General features: G+C 57.4%; 32 protein-coding genes. 24 read left to right on the top strand and 8 right to left on the bottom strand.

Translation table 11 applies throughout. The features are described from left to right. Nucleotides 1–23 precede the first annotated feature (23 nt). From ACJBF3_RS17365 to flgA, 5 genes are all read right to left on the bottom strand, one after another. On the bottom strand, nt 24–608 hold the full coding sequence (locus ACJBF3_RS17365; protein ID WP_158409378.1) for a glycosyltransferase family 25 protein: 585 nt from the start codon (nt 606–608) through the stop codon (nt 24–26). Between the two features lie 83 nt (nt 609–691). Then, nucleotides 692–1,825: a hypothetical protein gene (locus ACJBF3_RS17360; protein WP_048994410.1), complete on the bottom strand. Its 1,134-nt coding sequence runs from the start codon at nt 1,823–1,825 to the stop codon at nt 692–694. Further along, entirely contained in the window at nt 1,822–2,265 is a 444-nt protein-coding gene (locus ACJBF3_RS17355; protein WP_045328816.1) for a flagellar protein FlgN, read from the bottom strand. Before ACJBF3_RS17355 ends, ACJBF3_RS17360 begins: the two co-directional genes overlap by 4 nt. 2 nt (nt 2,266–2,267) lie before the next feature. Continuing rightward, a complete protein-coding gene (flgM, locus tag ACJBF3_RS17350) occupies nt 2,268–2,540 on the bottom strand; it encodes a flagellar biosynthesis anti-sigma factor FlgM (protein WP_045328814.1) in 273 nt (90 codons plus the stop codon). Between the two features lie 121 nt (nt 2,541–2,661). Further along, on the bottom strand, nt 2,662–3,447 hold the full coding sequence (flgA, locus tag ACJBF3_RS17345) for a flagellar basal body P-ring formation chaperone FlgA (protein ID WP_045328813.1): 786 nt from the start codon (nt 3,445–3,447) through the stop codon (nt 2,662–2,664). 86 nt (nt 3,448–3,533) lie between these two features. Between flgA and flgB the strand changes: the two genes are divergently transcribed. The 12 genes from flgB to ACJBF3_RS17285 are packed head-to-tail and all read left to right on the top strand — an operon-like array spanning nt 3,534 to nt 13,300. Next, nucleotides 3,534–3,884 carry a hypothetical protein gene (gene flgB / locus ACJBF3_RS17340; RefSeq protein WP_006177433.1) on the top strand — a complete coding sequence of 117 codons (351 nt, stop codon included), beginning with the start codon at nt 3,534–3,536 and terminating at the stop codon, nt 3,882–3,884. Nucleotides 3,885–3,903: 19 nt separating this feature from the next. Further along, a complete protein-coding gene (gene flgC, locus ACJBF3_RS17335; protein ID WP_045328810.1) occupies nt 3,904–4,329 on the top strand; it encodes a flagellar basal body rod protein FlgC in 426 nt (141 codons plus the stop codon). Between the two features lie 3 nt (nt 4,330–4,332). Then, on the top strand, nt 4,333–5,037 hold the full coding sequence (flgD, locus tag ACJBF3_RS17330) for a flagellar hook assembly protein FlgD (protein ID WP_045328808.1): 705 nt from the start codon (nt 4,333–4,335) through the stop codon (nt 5,035–5,037). Between the two features lie 12 nt (nt 5,038–5,049). Then, nucleotides 5,050–6,240: a flagellar hook protein FlgE gene (gene flgE / locus ACJBF3_RS17325; protein ID WP_045328807.1), complete on the top strand. Its 1,191-nt coding sequence runs from the start codon at nt 5,050–5,052 to the stop codon at nt 6,238–6,240. Next, nucleotides 6,240–6,971, top strand: coding sequence for a flagellar basal body rod protein FlgF (locus tag ACJBF3_RS17320; RefSeq protein WP_045328805.1), 732 nt, complete (start codon nt 6,240–6,242; stop codon nt 6,969–6,971). Before flgE ends, ACJBF3_RS17320 begins: the two co-directional genes overlap by 1 nt. A 17-nt stretch (nt 6,972–6,988) precedes the next feature. Continuing rightward, entirely contained in the window at nt 6,989–7,774 is a 786-nt protein-coding gene (gene flgG, locus ACJBF3_RS17315) for a flagellar basal-body rod protein FlgG (protein ID WP_045328804.1), read from the top strand. Between the two features lie 29 nt (nt 7,775–7,803). Continuing rightward, nucleotides 7,804–8,469: a flagellar basal body L-ring protein FlgH gene (gene flgH, locus ACJBF3_RS17310; RefSeq protein WP_045328802.1), complete on the top strand. Its 666-nt coding sequence runs from the start codon at nt 7,804–7,806 to the stop codon at nt 8,467–8,469. Nucleotides 8,470–8,480: 11 nt separating this feature from the next. Next, the gene (locus ACJBF3_RS17305) at nt 8,481–9,572 is read left to right on the top strand and encodes a flagellar basal body P-ring protein FlgI (RefSeq protein WP_045328800.1); all 1,092 of its coding nucleotides are present in this window, start codon (nt 8,481–8,483) and stop codon (nt 9,570–9,572) included. 9 nt (nt 9,573–9,581) lie between these two features. Further along, nucleotides 9,582–9,974, top strand: coding sequence for a rod-binding protein (locus ACJBF3_RS17300; RefSeq protein WP_045328798.1), 393 nt, complete (start codon nt 9,582–9,584; stop codon nt 9,972–9,974). Nucleotides 9,975–9,977: 3 nt separating this feature from the next. After that, the gene (gene flgK / locus ACJBF3_RS17295; RefSeq protein WP_045328796.1) at nt 9,978–11,348 is read left to right on the top strand and encodes a flagellar hook-associated protein FlgK; all 1,371 of its coding nucleotides are present in this window, start codon (nt 9,978–9,980) and stop codon (nt 11,346–11,348) included. A 21-nt stretch (nt 11,349–11,369) separates the two neighbouring features. Continuing rightward, complete coding sequence (gene flgL / locus ACJBF3_RS17290) at nt 11,370–12,287, top strand: flagellar hook-associated protein FlgL (RefSeq protein ID WP_072050013.1); 918 nt, start codon at nt 11,370–11,372, stop codon at nt 12,285–12,287. 5 nt (nt 12,288–12,292) lie between these two features. Beyond that, the gene (locus tag ACJBF3_RS17285) at nt 12,293–13,300 is read left to right on the top strand and encodes a hypothetical protein (protein ID WP_052672185.1); all 1,008 of its coding nucleotides are present in this window, start codon (nt 12,293–12,295) and stop codon (nt 13,298–13,300) included. Between the two features lie 47 nt (nt 13,301–13,347). Here ACJBF3_RS17285 and ACJBF3_RS17280 read toward each other — a convergent pair whose 3' ends face one another. Beyond that, nucleotides 13,348–13,812 (bottom strand): hypothetical protein, encoded by a 465-nt coding sequence (locus ACJBF3_RS17280; RefSeq protein ID WP_045328794.1) that lies wholly within the window; start codon nt 13,810–13,812, stop codon nt 13,348–13,350. Next, nucleotides 13,790–14,728, bottom strand: coding sequence for a transcriptional regulator (locus tag ACJBF3_RS17275; RefSeq protein WP_045328793.1), 939 nt, complete (start codon nt 14,726–14,728; stop codon nt 13,790–13,792). Before ACJBF3_RS17275 ends, ACJBF3_RS17280 begins: the two co-directional genes overlap by 23 nt. Nucleotides 14,729–15,409: 681 nt before the next feature. Between ACJBF3_RS17275 and ACJBF3_RS17270 the strand changes: the two genes are divergently transcribed. From ACJBF3_RS17270 to ACJBF3_RS17215, 12 genes are all read left to right on the top strand, one after another. Further along, nucleotides 15,410–16,270, top strand: a complete 861-nt coding sequence (locus ACJBF3_RS17270; RefSeq protein WP_045328791.1) for a flagellin — start codon at nt 15,410–15,412, stop codon at nt 16,268–16,270. Between the two features lie 199 nt (nt 16,271–16,469). Next, nucleotides 16,470–17,762, top strand: coding sequence for a flagellar filament capping protein FliD (gene fliD / locus ACJBF3_RS17265; protein ID WP_045328789.1), 1,293 nt, complete (start codon nt 16,470–16,472; stop codon nt 17,760–17,762). Between the two features lie 16 nt (nt 17,763–17,778). Beyond that, nucleotides 17,779–18,174: a flagellar export chaperone FliS gene (fliS, locus tag ACJBF3_RS17260; RefSeq protein ID WP_045328787.1), complete on the top strand. Its 396-nt coding sequence runs from the start codon at nt 17,779–17,781 to the stop codon at nt 18,172–18,174. After that, nucleotides 18,167–18,475: a flagellar protein FliT gene (fliT, locus tag ACJBF3_RS17255; RefSeq protein WP_045328785.1), complete on the top strand. Its 309-nt coding sequence runs from the start codon at nt 18,167–18,169 to the stop codon at nt 18,473–18,475. The genes fliS and fliT overlap by 8 nt, the downstream gene beginning before the upstream one ends. Beyond that, on the top strand, nt 18,472–19,545 hold the full coding sequence (locus ACJBF3_RS17250; protein ID WP_052672186.1) for a flagellar hook-length control protein FliK: 1,074 nt from the start codon (nt 18,472–18,474) through the stop codon (nt 19,543–19,545). Before fliT ends, ACJBF3_RS17250 begins: the two co-directional genes overlap by 4 nt. 12 nt (nt 19,546–19,557) lie before the next feature. After that, nucleotides 19,558–20,025 (top strand): flagellar basal body-associated protein FliL, encoded by a 468-nt coding sequence (gene fliL / locus ACJBF3_RS17245; RefSeq protein ID WP_048994404.1) that lies wholly within the window; start codon nt 19,558–19,560, stop codon nt 20,023–20,025. A 13-nt stretch (nt 20,026–20,038) separates the two neighbouring features. Next, nucleotides 20,039–20,740 carry a FliA/WhiG family RNA polymerase sigma factor gene (locus ACJBF3_RS17240; RefSeq protein WP_045328783.1) on the top strand — a complete coding sequence of 234 codons (702 nt, stop codon included), beginning with the start codon at nt 20,039–20,041 and terminating at the stop codon, nt 20,738–20,740. Between the two features lie 7 nt (nt 20,741–20,747). After that, nucleotides 20,748–21,611 (top strand): flagellar motor stator protein MotA, encoded by an 864-nt coding sequence (gene motA / locus ACJBF3_RS17235; protein WP_045328782.1) that lies wholly within the window; start codon nt 20,748–20,750, stop codon nt 21,609–21,611. After that, nucleotides 21,611–22,540, top strand: coding sequence for a putative lateral flagellar export/assembly protein LafU (lafU, locus tag ACJBF3_RS17230; protein ID WP_045328780.1), 930 nt, complete (start codon nt 21,611–21,613; stop codon nt 22,538–22,540). Before motA ends, lafU begins: the two co-directional genes overlap by 1 nt. Before the next feature lie 11 nt (nt 22,541–22,551). Next, nucleotides 22,552–23,316 (top strand): C40 family peptidase, encoded by a 765-nt coding sequence (locus tag ACJBF3_RS17225; protein WP_045328779.1) that lies wholly within the window; start codon nt 22,552–22,554, stop codon nt 23,314–23,316. A gap of 82 nt (nt 23,317–23,398) precedes the next feature. Then, the gene (parM, locus tag ACJBF3_RS17220) at nt 23,399–24,448 is read left to right on the top strand and encodes a plasmid segregation protein ParM domain-containing protein (RefSeq protein ID WP_075210022.1); all 1,050 of its coding nucleotides are present in this window, start codon (nt 23,399–23,401) and stop codon (nt 24,446–24,448) included. Then, on the top strand, nt 24,441–24,968 hold the full coding sequence (locus tag ACJBF3_RS17215; protein ID WP_045328777.1) for a hypothetical protein: 528 nt from the start codon (nt 24,441–24,443) through the stop codon (nt 24,966–24,968). Before parM ends, ACJBF3_RS17215 begins: the two co-directional genes overlap by 8 nt. A gap of 36 nt (nt 24,969–25,004) precedes the next feature. On the opposite strand, the gene ACJBF3_RS17210 is transcribed toward ACJBF3_RS17215, so the two are convergent. Then, nucleotides 25,005–25,286, bottom strand: coding sequence for a YjcB family protein (locus ACJBF3_RS17210; RefSeq protein WP_032644710.1), 282 nt, complete (start codon nt 25,284–25,286; stop codon nt 25,005–25,007). Nucleotides 25,287–25,376 lie beyond the last annotated feature (90 nt).

The following is a 25,376-nucleotide window of genomic DNA, read 5'->3' as shown; positions in this document are numbered from 1 at the left end:
AAAAGCGGCGATTGCCGCTTTTTTTACACTATCGTATCAAGGGATTTAAAAAATAACGGGCGGTAGTCAATATCGGCTAGCTCAATATCACTCCTGTCAGCCGCTTGATAACCGGCGCAAGGGTAAAGGCCTAGCCAACAATCTTTCATCATTAAATGCCACCAGTGAACGTCTAGCGCAAAGCATTGTGGCTCTCCTCCCTGCTCAAGATAAGCCAGGCTTTGGCGAAAATTAGCCAACAGTTGTGGATAATAGTGACGTTTCACCCAGTAGGCGCAGGCGCACCATGCCTGATTGACGCGAATGAGGTAATCGACGCTTTTTAAAGGCGTCACGCGATGATAGTTGGCGGCCAGAAACGCCACGTCCCAGCTTACGCCACTCAGCGTATGAAGCCATCTGTTCAAACGTGAAATATTCTCGTCGTCACGCCCAAACTGAAAATCATCTTCAAAAATGAGGACATCTTCCCAGCCGCTTTCCATCGCCATTTCCAGAACGGCAATATGTGACCTTACGCAGCCGATAACGCCCGGTGTCGCTTTGATGGCATCGAAGCGGATGATTTTCTCTTTTGGTGCGCCCAGCTCCCGGAACTGACGCTTCATTCTGACGTTCCGATCGCGACGATGAGCGAGGTTGATATAAACGATACGGGAAAACGCACCCCAGTTAATAGTTTCCATAAGCATTAGTGTCTAATAAACGCGCGGGCAGTGGCTTCAGGAATAGGCGTTTCCGCACGAACTTCAACCCCGGTAAAGAGATAATGATGGATATACTTCTTCAATCGTTCATTATCGAAGTGTTGGTAAAAGGCGCGTCCCAGGATTTCAACGGGTTTATGATACAACAGCGCTTCCATTCCTACGGTTGAGTTAATTGTAATCACCCGGTCAGCGGCCTTGATTAAATCCAACGTGTTTTCCTGCGTAATAAAAAAGCGGTGCTGATGCTGGAGATGAGCGATATCAAGCAATTCTTCGGGCGCTGTTTCCGCCGGGTGTATCTTGACAACCAAATCCCGCTTTTCCTGACGTGCAGCGCGGCTGCCATGAAGAATAGCTTCTTTATTACGCAGGTCAGCATTCAGCCACAGCTGGGTATCGTAAGAAACCTGCAGCGGCAGGAAAATAAAGCCCTTTTTGCGTGGCAAAACGGTGTCTTTAGCGATTTTCGCAATAAGAGGCGAGCAGGGATTGTTGCGTGCCTGCAGCGGCGGCTGGCGTTTTTCTGCTTCGTAGTAGGCCATCCATTCTGCATGAAATTCCTCTGTCACGGCGGGGAGGAGATCAAGGCATTCAGGATGCTTCGCCAGCGCAGAGTACGCATTTGCTCCCTCGGGATCGATAAACACTTTATTGGGAAAATTAGCCAGTTCTGTATAGCGCGTGACAATGTTTCGTTGCTGGCAAAAAAGTGTGGCTGGCTTTTCTGCCAGCCCGTTGCCGGAGCAGAGGATCATTTTCGTCAGGGTCGCCAGTTCGGGCTTATTCATCAGCTGCAGCAGCAGATACAAATAAATATTCCAGCAGCGCTCAAAGGGCATGCCCTGTATCAAAAATTCACGGGACGTGCGGATATCACTCTCAATACGTGAAAATATCGCGGGCTTATTCTCTTTAAAGGCCTGAGGTGAAGGGATATCGATTTCACCGTTAATTCTCACCATTGCGGACTGACATGGCTGCGTACTCAGCCAGTCGCTAATCTGCTCCCAGGGGGAGATGGCAATAATGTTTTGCTGCTCGCTAGCAGGCAGCGCTTGAATGATACGACAGTAGAAACGCGTGTTTTCAATCGTTTCCATATAAAAACCAATCATTTGCACTCCTGCTCATACAGCCAGTTTTCCGGCTCGCTGATGTTCAGCAGGTTTTGCAGGATCTCCTGCTGCATTGAGAGCACGGCAATGTTGCTATCGTTAAGCGCTTTACACTCGGCGGCGACCTGCTCAAGCGCGTCCCAGAGGCCGTTGAGCTGGCGTTGATGCGTGGCGGGAAGACGGGAGAACAGCGTGCGCAGGCCCGGCGTGCCGACCGGAATGCCCAGCTGAGTCAGAAGCTGGTAGCGCTGCTTGCTGTTGTGGGAAAGGCGCTCGTAGCAGGCGATAAGCTGCGGGTTGAGTTCCTCCAGCTTTGCCGTATCGCGTGCGATAAGCCACTGACGCTGGTCGGAAAGCAGGGCTTTCAGGCTGCCGTAGGTTTCACGGTCTTCTACCATGCCCTGCACCAGGGTTTTTACGCACTGTGCGGCGTTACTCATTGTTACCTCTGATAATATTTCTCAATCGCGCCTGCCAGCGAATCAACGTCGATGCTGATTTTTCCGCTCGCAATGGCGTCTTTCATGCGGGCCACGCGCGCCATATCCACCTCTGGCAGAGCTGCCAGCTGGGTCTGCGCATCGCCAAGCACGGGATCGATGGCTGCGGTTTTGGCTGTTTTCATCTCGTCAGTGCCGGACGCGCGGGTCGTGGCCGTGCTGCTGGCCTGGTTGATCGCGCTCGTCATTGCGTACTGGGTGGATGTCACTTTCATCGCATTACTCCATCTACGGATTGTTATTCGTCGTTTTCGCCAGAGCGGAAAGATCGTTTCCCGGCGCCTTACCTGGGTAAAGCGGCGCAGTGGCGGAAAAACTTAAGCGCGGCGGCATATTTTATTTCGCTGCCGCAAAGCCGGTTCTGACCACGCCCATGTCGATCACCGTTGCGGTGACTTCCCGCTCGCTGCTCTCGTTTTTCACCTTGATCATCTCGCCCTTGCGGCCTTTTTTGGCGGCTATCCCCATGGTTCGCGCCTCCACGCCGTCCTGGTCGGCAATCATCAGCACGCGCTGTCCGCGCTCCACCATCACCGGTGAATCCAGCTGGCTCTGGCTCAGGGGCTGCATCTCGCGCACGCGGCGCCTGAGCGTCAGGCCCACCGCGTCATCCGGCCGGGTGATATAGCCGCTGCGCAGGTTGCTGATGTTGAATTTTTTGCGCGTGAGGTCGGACGCCGCCAGCACGTGGCCGCGTTCCAGCGTGCGCGTCGGCATCAGCACCTGCAGGTAGATATCCGGCTTTACCGTGACCGCCACGTCCCAGCCGCGGCCGGATTCACAACGCACGTCAAATCGCAGGCGGCGCAGGTCGAGGCGCTCGCCGCCGGGCATGCTCACGGCAAGCGGCGTGGGGCAGGGGGCGTATTGCGAAATTTCAGACGGAATAAACAGGTTCAGCTTCGCCTGGTAATCCTCCCAGCGGTTGCGCTGGGCCTCCTGGCGAATGGCGTCCGAGGCCTGCTGCTGTACGCGGGCGTAAACCTGCTTACGCGCGGTGGTGGCCTGAGGCTGCGCTGCCGCCGGAAGCGCGAGCAGGCACAGCATTGCCGCCGGAATAGACCAGCGGAAAAAAGGCTTCCTGCATGCGGCAGTTGTAACAGATAAGTCTATTAAATTCATGGTGTTAAAAACCTGGCACGATAGTTGCTTAATAGGTTGCAGCAACATGGACTCTCGCAGGTGTCCACCAAAGAAAGGAGTGAGTGGTGAGTATTACTTTTGACAAGGCATTGGGCGTTCATCCGCAGGCTGTAGCACTTCGACTTTCCAGGGCGGAACTGCTTTCAGCAAATCTGGCTAACGTCGATACCCCCAACTTCCAGGCTAAAGATATTGATTTTGCCGCAGAGATGCAACGCTCGCAGCGCGATTTCTTTCCCGGCTCCGCGCCGCAGGAGATGTACCGCGTGCCGTATCAACCCTCCTCGGACGGCAACACCGTTGCGCTTGACGTGGAGCAGGCCGAGTTTTCAAAAAACGTGCAGGACTACCAGATGAGCCTGGCGTTTTTGAACATGAAATTCACCGGCCTGAAAAAGGCAATTGAAGGTAAGTAATTGAATCAGGTAACAAACAATGGCTTTTAGCGATATTTACCGTGTATCGGGTTCTGCGATGACGGCGCAAACCGTCCGGCTGAACACCATCGCCAGTAACCTCGCCAACGCCGAAACCCCGGCGGTGGACGAGGGCAATGTGTACAAAGCGCGCCGCCCGGTGTTTGCGGCGGTTTACCAGAACGACGAGTTAACCAACCGCGATGCGATCTCCGGTGCCCGCGTGCAGGTGCTGGACGTGGTGACGTCGGGAAACGCGGTGCAGCGCTACGAGCCGCACCACCCGATGGCGAACCCGGACGGCTACGTCTGGTATCCCGATATCAACGTGGTGGAAGAGATGGCGGACATGATGTCGGCGTCGCGTAACTTCGAAACCAACGTCGATGTTCTTAACAATGTGAAAAGCATGCAGCAGAGCCTGCTGCGGCTTGGCGAGGCGTAACAGATGAGCGTGAATGGCGTTTCCACTCAGTCCGGTGATACCACCACCACCCGGGATAGTACCGTATCCGCGAACGACAACACCGCAGCAGGGATGAACAACCTGTTTATGCAGCTACTGGTGGCGCAAATCCAGAACCAGGATCCGCTTAACCCCACCGACGGTACCGAATACGTCAGCCAGCTTGCGCAGCTGACGCAGGTGCAGTCGATGGAAAACATGATGGTCGGGATGCAGAACATCGGCGTACTGATGGACAACCTGCAAACCCTGTCAACGGGTAACCTGGTGGGGCAGAAGGTGATGGTCAAAACCGACACCATCCAGACCGACGGCAGTACCAGCGTGGACGGCCGCCTGAACCTGGAACATGCCGCCAACACGGTGACGGTCATCCTGAAGGATGAGACGGGAACCGAAACCAAAATTGAGCTGGGCAAGCAGGAAGCCGGCGACGTGAACTTCACGATAAACCCGGAAGAGCTGGGGCTCAAAGAGGGGAAATACACGATGACCGTGGTCACCGATGTTGACGATGCAACGGTGCCGATTGAGGTAAGCGGCGTAGTGAATAACGTGCGTATTCCTATGGATGGCAGCGCGATTGTGCTCAACATTCCGGGCATCGGCGACGTGCCCTATCACCAGATTACGCAGTTTGGCCAGTCGCCTTCAAACAACAGCAACGCAAAAACATTGATGAGTTAATCAGGAACCACTATGAGCTTTGATATTGCCATTTCTGGCTTGAATGCCATTAACGAACAGCTGGGCGCCATCTCCAACAACATTGCCAACTCCGGCACCGTGGGCTTTAAGTCGGGCCGCGCCGAGTTCGCCTCGCTGTATGCCGAAGGCCAGCCGCTGGGCGTGGGCGTTACCAGCATTGCCCAGAGTATTTCGAAAAGCGGAAGCATTTTTTCCTCCGCCAGCAGCCTCGATCTGGCCATTAACGGCGAAGGCTTTTTCGTCATGCGCGACAGTGCGGGCTCCACCGCCTACACCCGCGCGGGCTATATGCAGACCGACAGCCTCGGCAACCTGGTTAACAACCAGGGCATGTACCTGCAGGGTTACCCGGTTGACGCCAACGGCGTGATCCAGACCGGTACCGTTGGCAACCTGACCATCAGCAGCGGCTCGATTCCGGCGAAGGCGACCAGCTCGCTCGACTTCACGGCCAACCTCAACGCCACTGAGGATAAGCCGAAGACGACCACGTTCGATCCGAGCGACGATAGCTCCTACAACCACACCTACGCCACCCAGGTGTATGACTCGCTGGGCCGCGAGCACACCCTGAAGCAGTACTTCGTCAAAACCGACGATAACACCTGGGAAGTGCACTACTACATGGACGACAAACAGGTGAGCACCACCCCGCAGGAGATGACTTTCACCGAGCAGGGCGTTTTGCTGACGCCTAACGGCACGGTCAAGCTTAACGCTAGCATCCCAGGCGCGGACAACATTGAGCTGGAGCTGAACTACAAGGGCACCACCCAGTTCGGCTCTGATTTCTCCGTCAGCAAAAACAACGGCAACGGCTACGCCTCCGGCGAGCGCACCGGGCAGACCATCGATAAGGACGGCAGCGTCTATGCCACCTTCTCTAACGGCCAGCGCCTGCTGCAGGGCCAGGTGATTCTGGCGACCTTTGCTAACCCGAACGGTCTTTCGTCACAGAACGGCACTACCTGGACCGAGACCGCCAGCTCCGGCTCGCCGCTGACCGGCACCCCGGGCTCCGGCCTGCTGGGCGCGCTAACCTCCAACACCCTGGAAGGCTCCAACGTTGACCTGACCTCAGAGCTGGTGGGATTGATGACCGCCCAGCGTAACTATCAGGCCAACACCAAGGTGATCAGCACCAACGACAGCATGATGACGGCGCTGTTCCAGGCGGTGTAATGGACCACTTAATTTATACCGCCGTGAGCGGGGCATCGCGTAGCCTCGCCCAGCAGCAAATTCATGCGAACAACCTGGCAAACGTCAATACGCAGGGCTTTCGTCACGATCTGGAAAACGCCATCTCGCAGCAGATTCAGGGGGAGGGCTATGCCTCCCGCTTCCTGGTTCAGCCGCAGCAGGGCGGCGTTGACCTGACGCCGGGGGCAACCCGCGACACCGGGCGCGATCTCGACGTGGCCATCAAGGGCAGCGGGCTGATTGCGCTGGTGAGCGGCAACCGCGAGGTTTACACCCGAAACGGCCAGATGCAGGTCGGCCCGGAAGGGGATTTGACCATCGACGGCCTGCCGGTCTCCGGCGATAACGGCCCGATCGTGCTGCCGCCGTTTACGTCCATCAGCATCGCCGACGACGGCGTGATCTCCATCGTGCCGGACGACGGCAACGTGGCCGCGCCGATGGACATTGACCGCATCAAGCTGGTGGACATTCCCGCGTCGCAGCTCAGCAAAAACGCCGCCGGGTTTATGATCACCAGCGCCAACGTCAACCCGCGCACGGAAGAGGTCGAGCTGGTTTCCGGCCACCTCGAAAGCTCCAACGTGTCGGCTATCAGCGAAATGGTCTCCAGCATTGCGCTTAACCGCCAGTTTGAAGCTCAGATCAAGATGATGAAGGCGGCGGAAGACCTGGCGACGGCGGGCAACCGTCTGCTGCGCAATACCTGATTGAGTAAGGAATAACGATGAATCCCGCTTTATGGATCAGTAAAACCGGCCTCGCCGCGCAAGACGCGAAGATGAGCGCAATCTCCAACAACCTGGCGAACGTGAACACCACCGGCTTCAAGCGCGACCGCGTGATGTTCGCCGATCTGTTCTATCAGAACCAGCGCACGCCGGGCGGCCAGCTTGACCAGAACAACACCTCGCCGACCGGCATTCAGTTCGGAACCGGCGTGAAGATCCTCGGCACCCAAAAAGAGTTCTCGACCGGCAACATTCAAAACACCGGGCAGACGCTGGACGTGGCGATTACCGGCCAGGGCTTTTTCCAGGTAGAAACCAGCGACGGCGATATCGCCTACACCCGCGCCGGTAACTTCCAGAAAAACCCGGACGGCCTGCTGACCAACGCGCAGGGCCTGCCGCTGGTGCCGCAGATCGAACTGCCGGACAACGTGAAGGATATCCAGATTGGCAAAGACGGCACCGTGACCGCCACGGTAGCGGGCGAAGCCGAGCCGGTTGAGCTGGGGCAAATTACGCTGGTGAACTTCGTCAATCCGGCCGGGCTGGAGGCCATCGGCGGCAACCTGTATCGCGAAACCGCGGCCAGCGGTGAAGCGGTTGAGGGCGTCGCCGGTGAGGAGGCCTTTGGTCAGCTGGAGCAGGGTTCGCTGGAGGGGTCTAACGTACAGGTGGTTGAAGAGATGGTCGACATGATCACCGTTCAGCGCGCCTACGAGATGAACGCCAAAATGGTCTCTGCGGCAGATGACATGCTGAAGTTTGTCACGCAGTCGATGTAACGCGTGAAGTTAAGTGAAGTGAACGGAAAATGAAAAAGCAGCTAGTTATCGGCTTTTTTGCGCTGCTGCTGGCCGGGTGTGAAAGCCCGGCCCTGCTGGTGCAAAAAGACGACGCGGCCTACGCGCCGCCAGAAGATTTCTCCTTACCGCCGACGCAGGTTCAGGGCGGCGGGCTATATAACGCCAACTACAACTGGTCGTTAACGCAGGACCGCCGCGCCTACCGCGTGGGCGATATTCTGACCATCAAGCTGGACGAGTCCACGCAGGCGAGCAAGCAGGCGCGCACCAACTTCGGCAAGAAAAACGACGTCGCCATCGGCGTGCCGGAGGCGTTCGGTCATTCGGTTGATAGCCTCTCGGGCTCGATAGACGGCAGCCGCAACTTCAACGGTAATGCCACCTCACAGCAGCAAAACAGCCTGCGCGGTGCCATCACCGTTGCGGTCTACAAGGTGCTGCCGAACGGCGTGCTGGCGATCCGCGGCGAAAAATGGCTGACCCTTAACCAGGGCGATGAGTACATGCGCGTGACCGGGCTGGTGCGCGCGGATGACATTGAGCGCGATAACTCGGTCTCCTCGCAGCGCATTGCCAACGCGCGTATTTCCTACGCCGGACGCGGCGCGCTAAGCGACGCCAACTCCGCAGGCTGGCTGACCCGCTTCTTTAACCATCCGCTGTTCCCGATTTAATGGAGTGCGTAATGCGTAAGGCAATGCTTTTTCTGATGCTGCTGTGGGCCACGGGCGCGGCGGCCGAGCGGCTGGGCAACGTGGTGGATATTCAGGGCGTGCGCGGAAACCAGCTGGTGGGCTACAGCCTCGTCGTCGGCCTGGACGGGACGGGCGATAAAAACCAGGTGAAATTCACCAGCCAGTCGGTGACCAACATGCTGCGCCAGTTCGGCGTGCAGCTGCCGACCAAAATCGACCCGAAGCTGAAAAACGTGGCTGCTGTCGCGATCAGCGCCACGCTGCCGCCGGGCTACGCGCGCGGACAGGCGATTGACGTCACCGTCTCGTCGATTGGCGATGCCAAGAGCCTGCGCGGAGGCACGCTGCTGCTGACCCAGCTGCGCGGAGCCGACGGCGAAGTCTACGCACTGGCGCAGGGGAACGTGGTGGTGGGCGGCGTAAAAGCCGAGGGCAACAGCGGGTCGAGCATCACCATCAACACCCCGACCGTGGGCCGCGTGCCGAACGGCGGGTCGGTCGAGCGTGAAATCCCCTCCGATTTTCAGCAGAACCAGCAGGTGATCCTCAACCTGAAGCGCCCAAGCTTTAAAACCGCCAACAGCGTGGCGGTGGCGCTCAATAATGCCTTCGGCTCGGGCACCGCCACGGCGCAAAGCGCCACCAACGTGGTGGTTAACGCCCCGCTGTCGGCGGGCGAGCGCGTGGCCTTTATGTCGATGCTGGAAGATGTGCAAATCAGCGCCGCGAAGCAGCCGCCGCGCGTGGTGTTTAACGCCCGTACCGGCACGGTGGTGATTGGCGACGGCGTGGTGGTGCGCGCGGCGGCGGTCTCCCACGGCAACCTGACCGTGACCATCCGCGAGTCTTCCAACGTTAGCCAGCCGGGCGCGTTTAGCCAGGGGCAAACCGTTGTCACGCCGGAAAGCGACGTTAACGTCGACCGCGGTCGGGGCCAGATGGTGACGATTTCGGCGGGCACCAGCCTGCGCAGCATCGTCAACACGCTCAACAGCCTGGGCGCCGCGCCGGACGACACGATGGCGATCCTGCAGGCGCTGCACGAAGCGGGCGCGCTTGATGCCGAACTGGTGGTGATTTAAGGAGTGACGATGCTAGACGCGATTCAATCCCGAACCAGCATCATGCCCGGCGACGTGACCGGGCAGGTGAAGCCGCAAAATCTTGAGCAGGCGGCGGAGCAGTTTGAGGCGATGTTCCTGCGCTCGCTGATGAAGCAGATGCGTAAAGCCTCGCAGGCGCTGGTGGACGACAACCCGTTCGACAGCAAGCAGCAGCGCATGATGCAGGAGTTCTACGACGATAAGCTTACCTCTCAGCTGGCGTCGCAGCGCAGCACCGGGCTGGCGCAGATGATCATCGCCCAGCTGGGAGCACAGGAGAGCGCCGCGCTTAAGAATACGCAGCCTTTGGCCGCTATAGATGAACATCTACAGGAATTAAAAATCCCCGTTGTGCCGGTAATACGTCGCGGGCAGGAGTAAACCATGAATATGTTCAATATTGCCTGGAGCGGCTTGCAGGCCGCTCAGTTTGGGATGAGCGTGACCTCCATGAACATCTCCAACGTGCTGACGCCGGGCTACAGCCGTCAGGGCATTATCCAGAGTTCGGTTGCCACCATGGGACCGGGCGGCATGTCGGCGGGTGCGGGCGTGCAGGTCGACAGCATTCGCCGCGTCTCTGACCAGTACCTGACGAACCAGGTATGGCAGAGCAACAGCAAGGCGAACTACTACGGCATCAATAACCAGTACCTCAGCTCGCTGGAAAAAGTCATCGGTACCGACTCCACGAGCCTGGGCACCGGGCTGGACGATTTCTTTTCCGCCCTCAGCGCCCTGACCAAAGAGCCGGAAAGCGAAGCCAACCGTCAGCAGCTGCTGAACCAGGCTGGCTCGCTGGCGACGCGCTTCAATAATATGAATGACTTCATCAACGGCCAGAAGACGTCGGTAGCGAACCAGCGCGACACCATCGTCGGGCAGATCAACACTCTGACGGCGAGCATTGCTGACTACAACAAAAAAATCATGGAGATGGACTCCACGGGCGGCAACAGCAACGTGCTGCGCGACCAGCGCGACGAGCTGGTTAAGCAGCTCAGCACCTACGCTGACGTGAAGGTCACCGAAGACAGTAACGGCAGCTACACCGTGGCGATGAAAAACGGCCAGCCGCTGGTGAGCGGTAAAGTGGCGGGCGAACTGAGCAACAGCCTGGATGCCAGCGGCAACCCGGTATTAAGCCTGAACTTTTCCAACACCACCTTCTCCCTGAACCCGTCCGCGGGCGGGCAGCTTGGCGCGCTGTACGATTATGAAACCGGCGAGCTGGCGGACATGCAGGCCTCGGTGCAGGGCATGGCGGAAGCGGTGGCAACCCTGTTTAACGACCAGCTGGCGAAAGGATTTGATAAGAACGGCAATCCCGGCAAGCCGCTGTTCAGCTTCGATCTTAATAACCCGAACGGGATTTTGCAGGTTAACGATCTCGATCCTAACGAGCTGGCGCTGTCCGACACCGCTGGCGAGCAGGGGAACGGCGGCAACCTGCAGGCGCTGATCGACCTGAAGAACACCAAAGTCGATATCGGCGGCATGGGCAACATGAGCCTGAACGAGGGCGCGGCGGCGATTATCTCTAACATCGGTATCGCCAGTAAAAAATCCCAGAGCGAGCTGGAGGCGGCGCAGGGCGTTTACGACCAGGCGCAGCTGCAGCGCAATAACCTCAGCGCGGTAAACCAGGATGAAGAGGCCATGAACCTGCAGATTTACATGCAGTCCTACCAGGCCAACGTCAAGGTGATTTCCACCGGCAACCAGATTTTCAGCGACCTGTTAAGCATGTTTTAACCGCCGCTAAGGAAGAGAGTGATGCGAATCAGTAGTCTTTATAATTCAGATGCCATGCTGGCGCAGCTTGGTGTTAACGGCACCCGGATGAGCAAGCTGATGGAGCAGATGTCCACCCAGAAGCGGATTAACGTGCCGTCCGACGATCCGGTCGCCGCGACGCGCCTGGTTCAGCTTAACCGCGAGCAGGCGGCCATTAAGCAGTATCAAAACAACATAACCGGCCTCAGCGGCGCGCTCTCCACCCAGGAAGCGCACGTGACCGCCATGAGCAACCAGCTGCTGTCACTGAACGACAAGCTGCTGGCGGCGGCAAACGGCACCCACAGCACCGCGGATATGGCCGGCTTCGGGGCCGAGCTTTCCACGATGCTCGATTCGCTGGTGGCGTCGATCAACGCCCAGAACGAGAGCGGCGGCTACCTTTTCTCCGGCACCAAAACCGACACCAAGCCGGTGGTCTGGGACGAGGCGCAGGGGAAATATATCTACCTGGGCAATAGCGGTTCGCGCGAAACCACGGTAGCCAACGGCGTGAACGTGACGGAAAACACCCACGTGGTAGGTGCCTTTTCCGGCAGCGGCGACGATCTGGAGATGCTGAACAAGCTGAAGGCGCTGAGCGATAAAATGCAGGACCCGGACATTCCCGTGAGCGATTACCAGGATGATATCAACGAGATGATTGAGCTCTCCGGCAACGCTCGCGATAAGGTCGCCGCTATCTTTACCGACCTCGGCGGACGTCAGAACCGCCTGACGATGCTGAGCGACGCGCACGCGGACGTCAGCATGGCGAACGATCAGGTCGTGCGCGATTTGTCCGACACCGACTGGGCGACGACCAGCATTAACCTGCAGTTATTCACCAACTCCGTACAGATCACCAACAAAGCGTACAGCATGATCAGTCAGCTTTCGCTCTTTAGCATGATGTAATTGCCATGCAGGTTGGATTAAAAACAACATCGCTTGCCACCACGCCCGCCCCCGTCAGAACCACGCCGGGAGCGGCAACGTCCGTTGCGCGTCCCGACGCGCTGGCGAACGTCCGGCCTACCGGGCCGCAGTTTCCCGAGTCGGCGCTGCTTTCCCGGCGTCCGCTGCGCTATAACGTTCAGCTCAACCAGCAGCTGACGTCGGTGCAGAAGGCCGAGAGCTATCTCAGCGAAACGGAGACGCAGCTGCTGATGCTGCGCCACCAGGCGACGCGCGGCGGCGGCGCGGAAAGCGCGAAGGCGGTGAATATGCTGCTGCGACAGCGCGGCACGCTCTCGGGTGGGACGGTCGATCGCAATTTCAACGTGACGCTGCAGCAGAAAAGCCAGGTGAACTTTACGCTGCCGGGGATGGAGAAAATCCTTGAACCATCGTCCGGCGAAACGCTGGTATTTGCCCTCGGCGGCGGCAGGCGCGAGCTTACCGCCGTGGCAATTCCGCCGCAGGCAACGCCGCGTCAGGCGCTGATGCAGCTAAACGTCGGGCTGGGTAAGCTCGGCATTCACGCGACGCTAAGCGGGGAAGGCCAGGTGCGTTTTCAGGTGGCGGAAGATCGCTGGGCGCGGGTGAGCCATAATTTCAGCGTGCGCGGCGAAGGACAGCAGTTCCCGGCAGATGCCTTCACCCTGCTGGCCCCGGCGGCGGAGCCGAGCCGGGAAGATGAGGTGGGCCTGCTCGCCAGCCAGTGGTCGCCCGGCGCGAGCGGCAAAATGCAGCAAACGCTGGAGCAAATTACCCGCGAGCGCAGCAAGTTACATCAGCACCAGGAGCGCGTGTCCGCGCGCATCCAGGATATGTCGGCGGCCTATACTCCGGACGAAGCGCTTGAGACGGCGCGGGCGCTGGGCAGCGCGTTGGCGAACGGCGGAACGCAGTACGGGTTGCTGGCGAAAGCGTTGGCAGCGCAGGGGAATGTGTCCTTGACGACGGTGAAGAATTTGCTGGGCGAGTGAGAATACCCCTCTCCCTGAATGGAGAGGGAGTCCCGTAAACTGCAGGGCTACTTCCTGAGCGGATATAAAAATATCGCTCCGCTTTGTGCCACTACCAGTGGCTGCGTATCTTCCAACAGCGGCTGCATCCAAAAATCCACGTGCATCAGCATATCCACCAGGCCATCAATCATCAGCCCTTTCTGCATTGTGCTGTAGTAAATCGGCGTGTAGGAAAAGAACTGCCTGCCGTTTTGCTGGTTGATCTGCGTGAACTTCCCCTTCAGGACAAAGCGATTGTCGTTCGGATTGGTAATGGTCGTCAGGATCGCATTGTTCGCGCTCTGCATGTGTGAATCGTACACTTCCTTTCGCTGCGACATCAGATCGTAAAAGCCGAGCTGCAAAAATCCCTCAACGCTGGGCTGCGGAGGGGTTTGCGCCTGAATGATGCGCACGGCGGCGAGCGCAGCAAGGGCAACCAGAACATAGGCCAGCAGCCATTTCCAGTTAAGCACAGGTTTCCATCTCACTGATTTTCCTCCTCGTCTCTCGAAGTATCAGGTTGTTCAGCTGGGTGGTGTCAATGCGCCAGTGGTAAATCGCCATCACCAGCTGCTTTTTATCGCAGCGGCTTTTGAGCGCAAAGGTATAGTTGAGCGTTTGGTCAACGCTCTGGTAGTAGACCGACATGTCGATCGACTGAGATTTGATCTGCTGGTTAATGGCATAAAGGGTGTCTTTGATCTTGCTGTAAAAATCCTCTTTATTCATCGTCGGACGGTTTGCTTCAGAAATTTCGTAGATGCGGATGTTGCTGTATACCCCTGCCTCCTGCTCTGCCGCGACCAGCCGCGATCCTCGCGTGTTGGCGTATTGCCAGCCAGCCGTGCCGCTGGCAATGACGACCATCACGAGCAGCACAAAGGCCGCTAGCCACTGCGGGAGCCGAAAGCATGGGGCTTTTTCACGGGGAAAAACGCGGGCGTGCGTCGCCTCCACGTCTGCCTCAATGAGCTCTTGCGGGGCTGCCGGAAGGATCTCCGCCGAACCGCCAGTCTCTTCCTCCTGCTGCGCGACGGGCAGCATGGCGGGGGCGTCGATCTCTTCGCTTTCACGTTCAACGCAGCGGCACCACGAATGCTCCAGCAGATAACCCTTTTTGGGTATGGTTTTGATTATTCTCTGCGTTTTTCCATCGTCTTCCAGCGCCGTGCGTAATGCGTGAATCGCATTCGGCAAACTATTATTGCCAATAACGCGCCGCTCCCAGACCAGATTAGTAAGTTCTTCACGAGTAAGTATTTTTCCGGCATTGGTGACTAAAATATCCAGCAGTTTTAATTGATACTCACCAAGGCGTTTTCTTTCGCCGGATACGAGGCTGATGATTGAGCCAGAGGGTAAATCGACTAACCAGTTGTTTACCGCATAATATGTTTTATTCATGGCAAGTAATGGTCGTTACCCACTCCATATAGATTTAATTTTCAGGCATTGCACAAAAACTGTGCGAAATGCTTAATGTAAATTAATCATTAAATCCGTTTAAAATTCATTGTGAATTGCCGCTTGCCTGCGGAAGTATGCAAAAAGACGCACTGTGAGGATGAAAAATGGAAAAAAATCCCACCTGGAGGCGGGAAGTTTCATCCGGCATTGTAGGCCTTTTCTGAGATATGTTTAGGAAGTTTATCTTCCGTGGCACATTTTTACGCGATAAAAGTGTGATATGCAACAAATTATTGAACGATTTCACCCCTTCCGTATTAATGCTTTTCAGTAAAGGTTAAAGCGAATCGATTTTTGATCACTTTATTTATAATTTGTTTAGGAATGTAGCAGGGATGTTTTAATCGAAAGTCGGGTAAATGAGACTCTTTTCAGGCTGTACCTCAAAAAAGTAAATAAATGTAATTATTATTTAAGTTTGAATGTCGCTGTGTCGCTATACATTCTTTCTTTTTAATCGGTATTTAATGACAGTCGTGACTATTGATTGTTATTTTATTTTCGTGCAGAAAATTTATTTTTTTTCATTTCCGATTTAATTCTCCGTCGAGCTGTGTCGTTTTACCTCAGTACCAGAGAGAAGAACCTGGCAGACAGGTTTAAAAGGAGAATTTGAACATGGCACTTTCTATTTTTACTAACGCCTCTTCCATGGCATCCGTTAACGCGCTGAATAAATCCAACAGCATGCTGTCTACCGCGATGGAGCGCCTGGGCACCGGTAAACGCATCAACTCTGCGGCAGATGACGCAGCGGGCCTGCAGATTGCTACCCGTCTTCAGGGCCAGTCCAACGGTATGAGCGTTGCTCAGCGCAACATCTCCGACGCCACCGCGCTGCTGCAGACCGCTGAAGGCGCGTTTGATGAAGTGAGCAACATCATGTACCGCATGAAAGACCTCGCAACGCAGGCAGCGAACGACACCAACGGCGCGGAAGATCGTAAGGCGCTGCAGTCTGAAATGGACGAGCTGAACAACGAGCTCGATAACATCATGAACAACACCAAGTATGCCGGTGAGAGCCTGTTCGCAAGCGGCGGTAAATTCTCCTCTGCGATGAACTTCCAGATCGGCGCATCAACAAGCGAAAGCCTGAAAGTTGACGTGAGCAAAGAGCTGACAACAGTGAAAGGCGCAAGCGGCCTGGGTGCACTGAAGACGTCTTCTGGCGCATCCGGCGCGCTGCTTACCTCCTCTGGTGCACAGGGCATGATCACCAAAGTTGAAAACGCTATCTCTCAGGTGGGTACGCTGCGCTCCAAGCTGGGTGCGAACATCAACCGTCTGGGCCACACCGCGGCGAACCTGGCGAACATGAAAGACAACACCGACCTGGCGCTGGGCAATATTCGCGATGCGGACTTCGCATCCGAAGCGTCAAGCATGACGCGCAACCAGATGCTGGCGCAAACCAGTATGTCCATGCTGAAGCAGTCCAACAGCATGTCCGGTATGGTGATGAACCTGCTGGGCTAATCCACCTCACCGTTGCAAAAAACACCGCTGTAAGGCGGTGTTTTTGTATGCGGGCACTTCCCTTCCTGTTTTCCCTTTGAGGGGAAGAATGCCTTCCTTCCCGCTCTTAACTAACTGTATTTCAATAATTTTAAAATTGGCACGGTGTTTGCTTTAAACGAGCATGGTTTAGCAACAGGTGCGAACGGAGAACCTCAACATGGCAGATTTTAGCAGCATTGATCCCCAGACTCTGGCTCAGCAGCTGGCGACATACGACATCATGTCGATGCAAAACCAGTTGAAAACCAAATCGTCGACCATGAATGCGCAAAAGAAAGCCCTCGACGCGCTGAAAACCGCGCTGGGCGATTTCCGCACCGCGATGTCCGGGCTTAACGGCACCAACAGCGGCATGCTGAAAAACGCCGTCAGTATGAACCGGGAAGGCATTGCGAACGTTACCGCGAACTCAAACGCGCTGAAGGGCACCTACAACATAGAGGTGATGCAGCTCGCCTCTGCCCACCAGATCGGTTTTGAAGGCATGACCGATGAGAGCATCAAAAATGCCACCGGCACCATGGACATTGAGCTGGGCGGTGAAACCCTCTCCATCAATCTCGACGACATGGAAAGCCTGAGCGACCTCACGAAGGCGATTAACGGCGATGAAAATAACCCAGGCGTGACGGCGTCCTTAATCCGCACCGACGGCAGCGTCACGCTAATGCTCAGCAGCGATGAGAGCGGCGCAAAAAATACGATTTCCGTAGGCGGTACGGGCGGCTTCGATTCAACGAACGCGAAGACGATTTCTGAGGCATCCGACTCTGAAATCAAAATGGGTGACATGACCTTCACCAACAGCTCGAACACCCTGGATAAGCTGATTGACGGGGTAACCATCGAGCTGACCTCATTAACTGAGGCCGGTAAACCGCTGACGATCTCCGTTGGAACCGACAGCGAAGGCACTAAGGAACAGCTCCAGACCTTTATCAATGCCTACAACACGCTGCAGGACACCCTCACCAACCTGACGAAAAGCGGCAACGGCGACGACGAAACCCGCGGCGCCTTTGCGGGTGATGCCACCATGTCTTCGCTCGATCGTGAGCTAAACGACGTGATGCGACAGGTCTTCGGCGGCATGCGGATGTCTGATTTTGGCATTACCGCAGACAAAGACGGCAAGCTTGAGATCGACAATGAAAAGCTGGACGCCGCGTTGAAGGCCGATCCGCAAAAGCTCAGCGACCTGTTCAACGGCAAGGACGGGCTGCTGGCCAAAATGGACAAGTCTCTTGACCGTTATCTGAACTCCACCAATGGCTTGCTGAAGGGCCGTCAGGACGTGCTGGATCGCCAGCAGAGCGACATTGATACCAAAACGGAAGCGATGAACGCGCGCTATGAAACCTCTTATAACCGCTATCTGAAGCAGTTCACGCAGCTGCAGCAGGCGTTGGCATCGATGAACAACACCATGAGTATGTTTGGCTTAGCTTAAGGAAATAATCGCGTTTATGTACGGGAACGAGCAGCAAGGCTTCGGCCACTATCGGGAGTCCGACCTGGCGATTCAGGCCGCCGCAGCAAACCCTCACCAGCTGGTGCTAATGCTGTTTAACGGCCTGATGGACGAACTGGTGCGGGCTAAGAGCCACATCGCCGCGCGCCGCTATGACCGCAAGGTTCAGAGCATCAATAAATGCATCGATATTCTCAACGCACTCACCAGCTCGCTGGATTTTGAAAAGGGCGGCGAGCTGGCGCTGAGCCTCGCCAACCTTTACGACTACTGCGTGTATCGCCTTTATGACGCCAGCCACAAGCTTTCCGTTAGCCACATTGAAGAGGTTGAAGGCATTCTGCGCAACCTGCAGGAAGGCTGGGAAAAAATGGGGCAGCAGCATGGATGACGTACAGGTGATGCGTTTTCTGGCGCGCTCCCTGGCACATTCGGCCAGCCAGCACGACTGGCCGAAGCTTGGGGAGATTGACGCACAGATTGCCGCCCTGCTGACCGCGCTGAAGGGCCAGACGCTGAGCGCCGAAACGCGCGAGGCGCTGGCCGAGCTGCGGCAGACGCACGTCCGGGTCCATCAGTTCTGCCAGACGCAGAGCGACGAGCTTGAGCAGAAGATGGCGCAGTCCCGCCGCAATCGGGCTGGGGCAACCGCCTACGCGCTGTTTTCCGACGCAGAGGATGCGGGACGATGAACCTGGTGCTTTCACAGCTGACGCAGCTTCCCGTTGCCGCCGAGCCGGTCGACGCCGCGCCGCTTCCTGCTTTCAGCGCGACTGGGCAGGTGGTGCCCGTGGCGGGAGAGGATGTCAGCCAGGCGGCTCCGGCGTTTAACGATGCGCTGCTGAACATCATCAACACCCTGATGGGCGTCGAGCAGCCGCGCGAAAATCCCCTCGTGCTGGCGGGCGTTAGCGCCAAAGACGATGACGACGAGCGCAAAGCGCAGCGCGACGATCCGCAGGCGCTGGCAAACAGCATCATCGGTTCGCCCGAACGACTGCTGGATGCGCTGCTGATGGCAAGCCAGATGCCGGTGAAAACGCTGAACGTCACCCAGACTCCCGCGCCGCTGGCGGGCGACACGTTGCAGATAAAACACCTCAGCGCAGGGCCGCAGCCTGTGGCCGAACCGCTCCCCCGGGGGCCGCAGATTCAGCCGCAGCCGCAGCTCGAGCAGCTTAACGTCGCGCCTGCGCCCGTCTTGGAGCCGGTAAAGCCGATGCTGCACGAGCCTGGTAAGGCGCTGGCGACGGCCCTGCCGGACATGGCCCAGCCGACAGGCGGCTCGGCGTTTACCGCTGCGATGGACAAACAGACGGTGAACCTGCCGCCGATCGCGATGGATGCCGACGAGGCGAAGTGGGCGCAGCAGCTGCACGGCGCGCTTAACGAGCGCCTCCAGCTGCAGGTTCGCAGCCAGGTCCAGCACGCGACCATCCGCCTCGACCCGCCGGAAATGGGCAAAGTGGAGATTTCGCTGCACATCGAAAACGGGCGCATGCAGGTACACATCAGCGCCAGCAGCGGGGAAACCTATCGTGCGCTTCAGCAGATCAGCAGCGAGCTGCGCCAGAGCCTGACCGAGCAAAACGTGATGCAGGTAAACGTGCAGGTCTCATCCCAGTCCGGACAACAGCAGCAGCAGGGGCAGCCGCGCAGTATGTTTGCGCCGGAAGAGGGCCCGGCAGCCGGGGCGGAAATTGCCCCTGAAAACACCCTGTCGACCGCTGACAGAGACGATTCAGTACTACTTACGGTTTAAAACACACCCATTATGACCATTAAGACTTTCTCTTTAGGGCTGGTGATTGCCCTCATTGCCGCAGTATTTGCCGCCGTACTCACCGTCGTCGGCACCCAGTATCTCAGCCAGGACGAGCAAAAAGGCTCGGTTATTCGCGATCTGTTCTCCTCGTCGGAAGAGAGCGTCGTGGAGTTCGTTGAAATCAAAAACGTGGTCGTGACGTTAAAAAGCCAGGGCGATTCAGAACGTTATTTGCTGCTCGAACTGGCACTGGCGACAAACTCCGCGGCCGACACGCGCCGCGCGGAAGAGATGTCGCCCGCCATTCGCGGAGCCACCGTCAACCTGCTGTCGTCGAAGGAGTACGATGCGGTGCGCGAGATGAGCGTTGAGGCGCTGCGAGAACAGCTGATGAGCGCCTATGCCGCCCGGTTTGCAAGCCTGAAAACGCGTGTGCCATTCAAGGACGTGATTATCAGCAAAATGGTCTTTCAGTAAGTCGCGGTAGCGGATGGACATGATGGATTTTATCGCTGACGACGCCCTCACGCCGGAAGAGGAGGCGAAGTACGTTAACGCCTATCTGCCGCTGGTTCACAAGGTGGTGAAACAGCTCGCGTGGCAGACCAGCAGCGTGATGGACAGAGAAGATATGGAGCAGATTGCCCTGATGGGGTTGCTCACGTCTCTGCGCCGCTATGGGCACCCGGACGAGCAGTTTGGTGCCTACGCCGCCCAGCGCATCCGCGGCGCGGTGCTCGACGAACTGCGCGAGCTGGACTGGCGCCCGCGCAGGCTGCGCCAGAAGAGCCACAAGATCAACGACGCGATACGGGAAGTGACGCGCAGGCTGGGCAGAACGCCGAGCTTTGACGATCTCAAACACCATCTCTCCATCACCGCGGAGGAGTACCACGAATATTTGCTGCTGGATTGCGCCAAATCACTGGAGAGTCTTGATGATTTGCTGGGCGGAGATGCCCTGAATGAAACGCTGAATGGCCGTTCGCTGGAAGACGAAATGGTCACCAGCGGTACGTTAAGGGCTGCGCTGGCAAGCCTTGATGAGCGTGAGCAGATGATCCTCACCCTCTATTACCAGCAGGAAATGAGCCTGAAAGAGATTGCGCTGGTCCTCGATTTAACCGAGGCGCGCGTGTGTCAGCTCAATAAAAAGATCGCTCAAAAGATCCAGTCTTTTTTCCAGAAGTGAAAGGTATATGCAAAAGTTTCTCGGTATTTTCATTATTTTCGCCTGCGTAGTGGGCGGTTTTCTTATGTCCGGCGGGCGGCTGGCGTCATTCTGGCAGCCGGGCGAAATTATTATCATTCTGGGGGCGGGCCTGGGCGCGATGGTGCTGGCGAACCCGAAGCCGGTGCTGGCAGAGATGTACCGCCAGTTCCGCGGCATCATGCGCAAAAACGAGTACACGGATGAGTACCAGCGCCAGCTGCTGATGCTGCTGTACGAGCTGCTTGAGCTGGTGCAGGACGGCGGCCTGAAGGTGCTCGATGAGCATATTGAAGTGCCGGAGAGCAGTCCGCTGTTCCAGAAATACCCGCTGATTTTACAGAACAAGGCCATCATCACCTTTATTGCGGACAACTTCCGACTGATGGCGATGGGCAAAATCAACGAGCACGAGCTGGAAGGCATTCTTGAGCAGGAGCTGGTGGCGATGGAAGAGAACCTGCTCCAGCCCTCCCGCTCGCTGCAGCGTACCGCGGAAGCGATGCCGGGCTTCGGGATCTGCGCGGCGGTACTGGGGATCATCATCACCATGCAGTCGATCGACGGTTCGATTGCGGTGATCGGCGTAAAAGTGGCGGCCGCGCTGGTAGGGACGTTCCTCGGCGTGTTCTTCTGCTACTGCCTGATGGACCCGGTGGCGAACGCCATGGAGCAGCGCACCAAGAAGCAGATGGCGGTGATCGAGTGCGTGCGTACCGTGCTGGTCAACCACGTGGCCGGTAAGCCTACGCTGCTGGCGGTGGACGCCGGGCGCAAAATGCTGCCGCTGGACTCAAAGCCAACCTTCGCGACGCTGGACGGCTGGGTGAACCAGATGACGGGTGGATCCTGATGCGCAAAGGTCGTGGAAAAGAACATACCACTATCATCAAGCGCTCCTCGCGCAAAAGTCATGACGCGTTTCACGGCGGCGCGTGGAAGGTGGCCTTTGCCGACTTTACGCTGGCGATGATGGCGCTGTTTATGGTGCTGTGGATCATGGGCGCGGTGACAGAAGAGGAACGAAAAGAGATCGTTTCTCAGCTCAACGGCGAGTCGATTTTCAACGGCCAGTCTCTGTCGCCTATCACCCAGCCGCACGGCGTGGGCGGCAAAATTGCGGTGACGGAAAAACGCGATCGCGGAGATCATAAAGCGTCGTCGCCGAAGCAGGAGACGGCAAACATGCCGGCGATTGTCGCGAAGGGTGAAAGCCTGGTCGACGTGAACACGCGCTCGCAGCGCGAAATCGAAGATCTGGCGCGGATCATCATGAAAATCACCTCGGCCTATGACGCCCAGTCGAACCTGAAAATTGAAATTGTGCCGCAGGGGCTGCGCATCCTGATCACCGACGACCAAAAGCGCGAAATGTTCCAGCGCAGCAGCGCGATCCTGACGCCGTTCTTCAAGCGGCTGCTCACGGAGTTTGCGCCGGCGCTGAACAAGATCGACAACAAGATCATCATTACCGGACACACCGACGCCACTCGTTTTCGCGATCAGGATCTGTACAACAACTACAACCTGTCGGGCGAGCGCGCGATGCAGGCGCGTAAGGTGCTGACCAACGCCGGGCTGGCGCAGGACAAAGTGCTGCAGGTCAGCGGCATGGCGGATCAGATGCTGATTGACCCGGATAACCCGCTCAGCTCGTCGAACCGGCGTATCGAGATCATGGTGCTGACCCACTCGGCCAGCGATTCGCTGTACCAGTTCTTTGGCCAGCACGGTGAAAAGGTTATTAAGCCGATCGTGGATAAACTTTCGCAGAAGAAATAAACGGTTTGACGATGTTCACCCTTACCCACTTTCAGAAAGCCGCGGGCCTCGCGCTTGCCGCCGCGCTCGTGATGGCGTGCAGCGCGGCCGCGCAGGCCGCACCGCGCGGTGAAAAAATGACCGTTGCGGAGAAGGAACGCGCGGAAAAGGCCAGGAAGCGCAACCGGGAAATGCTGCTTAAAACGTCGCGGACCCGCCTTGCCGTTGTGCCCCTGACGCCGGAGCAGAAGCGCCGCATCAGCGAGCAGCGCCGCCTTGAGCGTGCGCAAAACCGCGAGCTGCTGGCGATGCACAGGCGCTGGCAGCCGGGAACGCTCTCCACGGACATGATCTGGGAGCCGCTGCCGGGCGAGCGGGTAAGCCCGCGGCTGCAGGCTTCGCTCAGGCAGGTTATCCGCCTGCTGCAGCAGCAGATCGGCAAGCCCTACGTCTGGGGCGGCCAGACGCCCGAGCAGGGCTTCGACTGCAGCGGCCTGGTGTTTTATGCCTTTAATCCGGTGCTGAGCCGCAACCTGCCGCGCACCGCCAACGGTATGTTCCAGGACCGCACGCTGCGCCCCGTCGGTCAGGACAAGCTCCGCCGCGGCGACCTGGTCTTTTTCAATATCAACGATCGTCCCGGAGCCGACCACGTTGGCGTTTATCTCGGAGACGGGCAATTTATCGAAGCGCCGCGAACCGGCCTGAACATTCGCGTGAGCCAGCTTTCCGACCGCTTCTGGCAGGACCACTACCTCGGTGCCCGCCGGATATTAACCGAAGAGGCCGTGCTGTAACGACCTGACGCTGAATACCCCTCAAGGGATGCGCCGCCACGGATGGCCCCTTATTTTTAAAAGATTGACTGAGAAACTTTTTATGAACCTGATGCGTAAAAAATTTGCCATTGACGATGGCTCTACCAACGTCAAAATCAGCTGGATTGAAAACGGTACGCTGAAAACCGTGGTCTCGCCGAACTCCTTCCGCAAGGACTGGAAAAGCGCGGCGCTGCTGCGCGGCCAGGCGGTATATAACTACACCATCGGCACCACCAAATACACTTACGACGCTACCTCCGACAAAGCGCTCTCCACCACGCACATTGATTACCAATATGATGATTTAAACCTGCTGGCGGTTCACCACGCGCTGCTGCAAACCGGCGTTGCGCCCTGCGAGGTCGAGGTGATTGTTACCCTGCCGATCACCCAGTTCTACAAGCCGGACGACTGCCAGCGCAACGAAGAGCGCATTGAAGCGAAACGCCAGAACCTGATGCGCGACATCAGCCTGAACAAGGGCGAGCTGTTCCGCATCGTTGACGTTCAGGTCATGCCGGAGAGCCTGCCCGCCGCGCTATCGCATCTTCTGAACTCCAACGTGAACGAATTTACCAAATCGCTGGTGATCGACTGCGGCGGTACGACGCTGGATATGGGCATCGTGGTCGGCGAGTTTGACGACGTGTCGGCGATTTACGGCAATAACGAGATTGGCGTCGCGATGGTCACCGACGCCACGCGCAAGCTGCTGGCGGCGGCGGACAGCGACTCCAGCTATCTGGTGGCGAATGAGCTTATCAAGCGCCGCCACGACGCCGGGTTCGTCCGCAGCGTGGTGAACGATGAGTCGCGCATTGGCGACATTCTCGAAAAGATTGAGATCAAGATTCAGGAGCTGGGCGACCAGGTGGCCTACGAGGCGAAAAAATTCGCGAAAAACCCGAACCGCGTGTATCTGGTCGGCGGCGGTGCGCACCTGATTGAAGGCGCGATCCGCGAGGCCTATGCGACGCTCGGCGACCGAGTAGTCACCATTGAGAACCCGCAGAGCGCGCTGTCGCGCGAGATTTGCCTCTATCATTCGGAGTCGGGCGCGGAGGCGGTCGATGAGCCGCTGATGGCCGAGGTGGGCGAGAATGCGTAAGGGGCAAATCCGCCGCGTAAATCTCTCCCTTCACCTGACGCCGGACCAGTCGCGCGCGGACATGCGCGCGATGCAGCAGCTGCAGAAATGGCATCAGTCGATGAATCAGTCTGACAGCATCGACGATACGAATATGGAAATCCGCGCGTTTCACCGCAACGTATATTTGGCGGGGCTTCAGCTGCACCTGCTGGACCCGTCGCTGTGCCACCACGTGGCGGAATCGCTGGGGCGTGAACCTCTGTCGCTGGCGGCGCTGCTGTCGGAGCTTCAGCCGCAGCCGCAGAGCGATGCCGCGTCGGAGCAGTTGGCGGAGCTGCAGAAGATCCGCGAAGAGATTGCCGCGCTCAGGCCGCTGATGGAGCAGCAGAAGCTGGCTCTTCAGCAGCTGCGGATGGCAGCAAAAACCGTCAGCCCGACGGCGTCGGAGCGCAGCAGCGGGCAGGAAGAGGTGGCGCTCAGCGACGTTGATACGCCGACGCAGAAAATGCAGAAAGTGCGGAAGAAAGGTATTTTTTGACGCCATTCCCCCTGGCTACGCGGGGGGAGACGCCGATCAGGTAATCACCATCGGCCAGTCTGGCGGCGTGTGGCTCATCGCCTCAACCATCACCACTTTAATATTTTCCCAGACGGCAGCGATATCCACCAGGGTGATGCCAAGCAGGCCCGTCGCGAACCAGCATGCGGCCCCAAGCCCCAGCAGGGTGCTGATTACCGCAAGACCGGCATAGTCGGATTTACGAAACTGAATGTTCAGCGTGCTGGCTAAAAACATCAGTACCGCACTCAACAAAGGCCAGCGCAGGAGAACCATGCTGGTAGTAATGGCTGCCATAAACCCATCCTCTACAAAACAGACGAACTGAATGAAACGGTGTTTCTCGTTACAGAATATGTGTGAACTATATCACATTTGTTGATTTAT

It is taken from the genome of Enterobacter sp. PP-008-ECC_S150, from assembly GCF_045257065.1.
GTDB lineage: Bacteria > Pseudomonadota > Gammaproteobacteria > Enterobacterales > Enterobacteriaceae > Enterobacter > Enterobacter chengduensis.
This window is presented reverse-complemented; position numbering and strand designations above follow the sequence as displayed.

Coding starts and splice junctions, on each gene's coding strand:
- ACJBF3_RS17210 (WP_032644710.1), bottom strand. CDS start 25,286: ATGGCAGCCATTACTACCAGCATGGTTCTCCTGCGCTGGCCTTTGTTG.
- fliS (WP_045328787.1), top strand. CDS start 17,779: ATGTACGGGAACGAGCAGCAAGGCTTCGGCCACTATCGGGAGTCCGAC.
- fliD (WP_045328789.1), top strand. CDS start 16,470: ATGGCAGATTTTAGCAGCATTGATCCCCAGACTCTGGCTCAGCAGCTG.
- ACJBF3_RS17360 (WP_048994410.1), bottom strand. CDS start 1,825: ATGATTGGTTTTTATATGGAAACGATTGAAAACACGCGTTTCTACTGT.
- flgC (WP_045328810.1), top strand. CDS start 3,904: ATGGCTTTTAGCGATATTTACCGTGTATCGGGTTCTGCGATGACGGCG.
- flgM (WP_045328814.1), bottom strand. CDS start 2,540: ATGAAAGTGACATCCACCCAGTACGCAATGACGAGCGCGATCAACCAG.
- flgH (WP_045328802.1), top strand. CDS start 7,804: ATGAAAAAGCAGCTAGTTATCGGCTTTTTTGCGCTGCTGCTGGCCGGG.
- ACJBF3_RS17320 (WP_045328805.1), top strand. CDS start 6,240: ATGGACCACTTAATTTATACCGCCGTGAGCGGGGCATCGCGTAGCCTC.
- flgA (WP_045328813.1), bottom strand. CDS start 3,447: ATGAATTTAATAGACTTATCTGTTACAACTGCCGCATGCAGGAAGCCT.
- fliT (WP_045328785.1), top strand. CDS start 18,167: ATGGATGACGTACAGGTGATGCGTTTTCTGGCGCGCTCCCTGGCACAT.
- fliL (WP_048994404.1), top strand. CDS start 19,558: ATGACCATTAAGACTTTCTCTTTAGGGCTGGTGATTGCCCTCATTGCC.
- ACJBF3_RS17250 (WP_052672186.1), top strand. CDS start 18,472: ATGAACCTGGTGCTTTCACAGCTGACGCAGCTTCCCGTTGCCGCCGAG.
- flgD (WP_045328808.1), top strand. CDS start 4,333: ATGAGCGTGAATGGCGTTTCCACTCAGTCCGGTGATACCACCACCACC.
- ACJBF3_RS17300 (WP_045328798.1), top strand. CDS start 9,582: ATGCTAGACGCGATTCAATCCCGAACCAGCATCATGCCCGGCGACGTG.
- ACJBF3_RS17240 (WP_045328783.1), top strand. CDS start 20,039: ATGGACATGATGGATTTTATCGCTGACGACGCCCTCACGCCGGAAGAG.
- motA (WP_045328782.1), top strand. CDS start 20,748: ATGCAAAAGTTTCTCGGTATTTTCATTATTTTCGCCTGCGTAGTGGGC.
- ACJBF3_RS17285 (WP_052672185.1), top strand. CDS start 12,293: ATGCAGGTTGGATTAAAAACAACATCGCTTGCCACCACGCCCGCCCCC.
- ACJBF3_RS17355 (WP_045328816.1), bottom strand. CDS start 2,265: ATGAGTAACGCCGCACAGTGCGTAAAAACCCTGGTGCAGGGCATGGTA.
- lafU (WP_045328780.1), top strand. CDS start 21,611: ATGCGCAAAGGTCGTGGAAAAGAACATACCACTATCATCAAGCGCTCC.
- ACJBF3_RS17275 (WP_045328793.1), bottom strand. CDS start 14,728: ATGAATAAAACATATTATGCGGTAAACAACTGGTTAGTCGATTTACCC.
- ACJBF3_RS17225 (WP_045328779.1), top strand. CDS start 22,552: ATGTTCACCCTTACCCACTTTCAGAAAGCCGCGGGCCTCGCGCTTGCC.
- ACJBF3_RS17305 (WP_045328800.1), top strand. CDS start 8,481: ATGCGTAAGGCAATGCTTTTTCTGATGCTGCTGTGGGCCACGGGCGCG.
- parM (WP_075210022.1), top strand. CDS start 23,399: ATGAACCTGATGCGTAAAAAATTTGCCATTGACGATGGCTCTACCAAC.
- flgK (WP_045328796.1), top strand. CDS start 9,978: ATGAATATGTTCAATATTGCCTGGAGCGGCTTGCAGGCCGCTCAGTTT.
- ACJBF3_RS17215 (WP_045328777.1), top strand. CDS start 24,441: ATGCGTAAGGGGCAAATCCGCCGCGTAAATCTCTCCCTTCACCTGACG.
- flgE (WP_045328807.1), top strand. CDS start 5,050: ATGAGCTTTGATATTGCCATTTCTGGCTTGAATGCCATTAACGAACAG.
- flgG (WP_045328804.1), top strand. CDS start 6,989: ATGAATCCCGCTTTATGGATCAGTAAAACCGGCCTCGCCGCGCAAGAC.
- ACJBF3_RS17365 (WP_158409378.1), bottom strand. CDS start 608: ATGAAGCGTCAGTTCCGGGAGCTGGGCGCACCAAAAGAGAAAATCATC.
- flgL (WP_072050013.1), top strand. CDS start 11,370: ATGCGAATCAGTAGTCTTTATAATTCAGATGCCATGCTGGCGCAGCTT.
- ACJBF3_RS17270 (WP_045328791.1), top strand. CDS start 15,410: ATGGCACTTTCTATTTTTACTAACGCCTCTTCCATGGCATCCGTTAAC.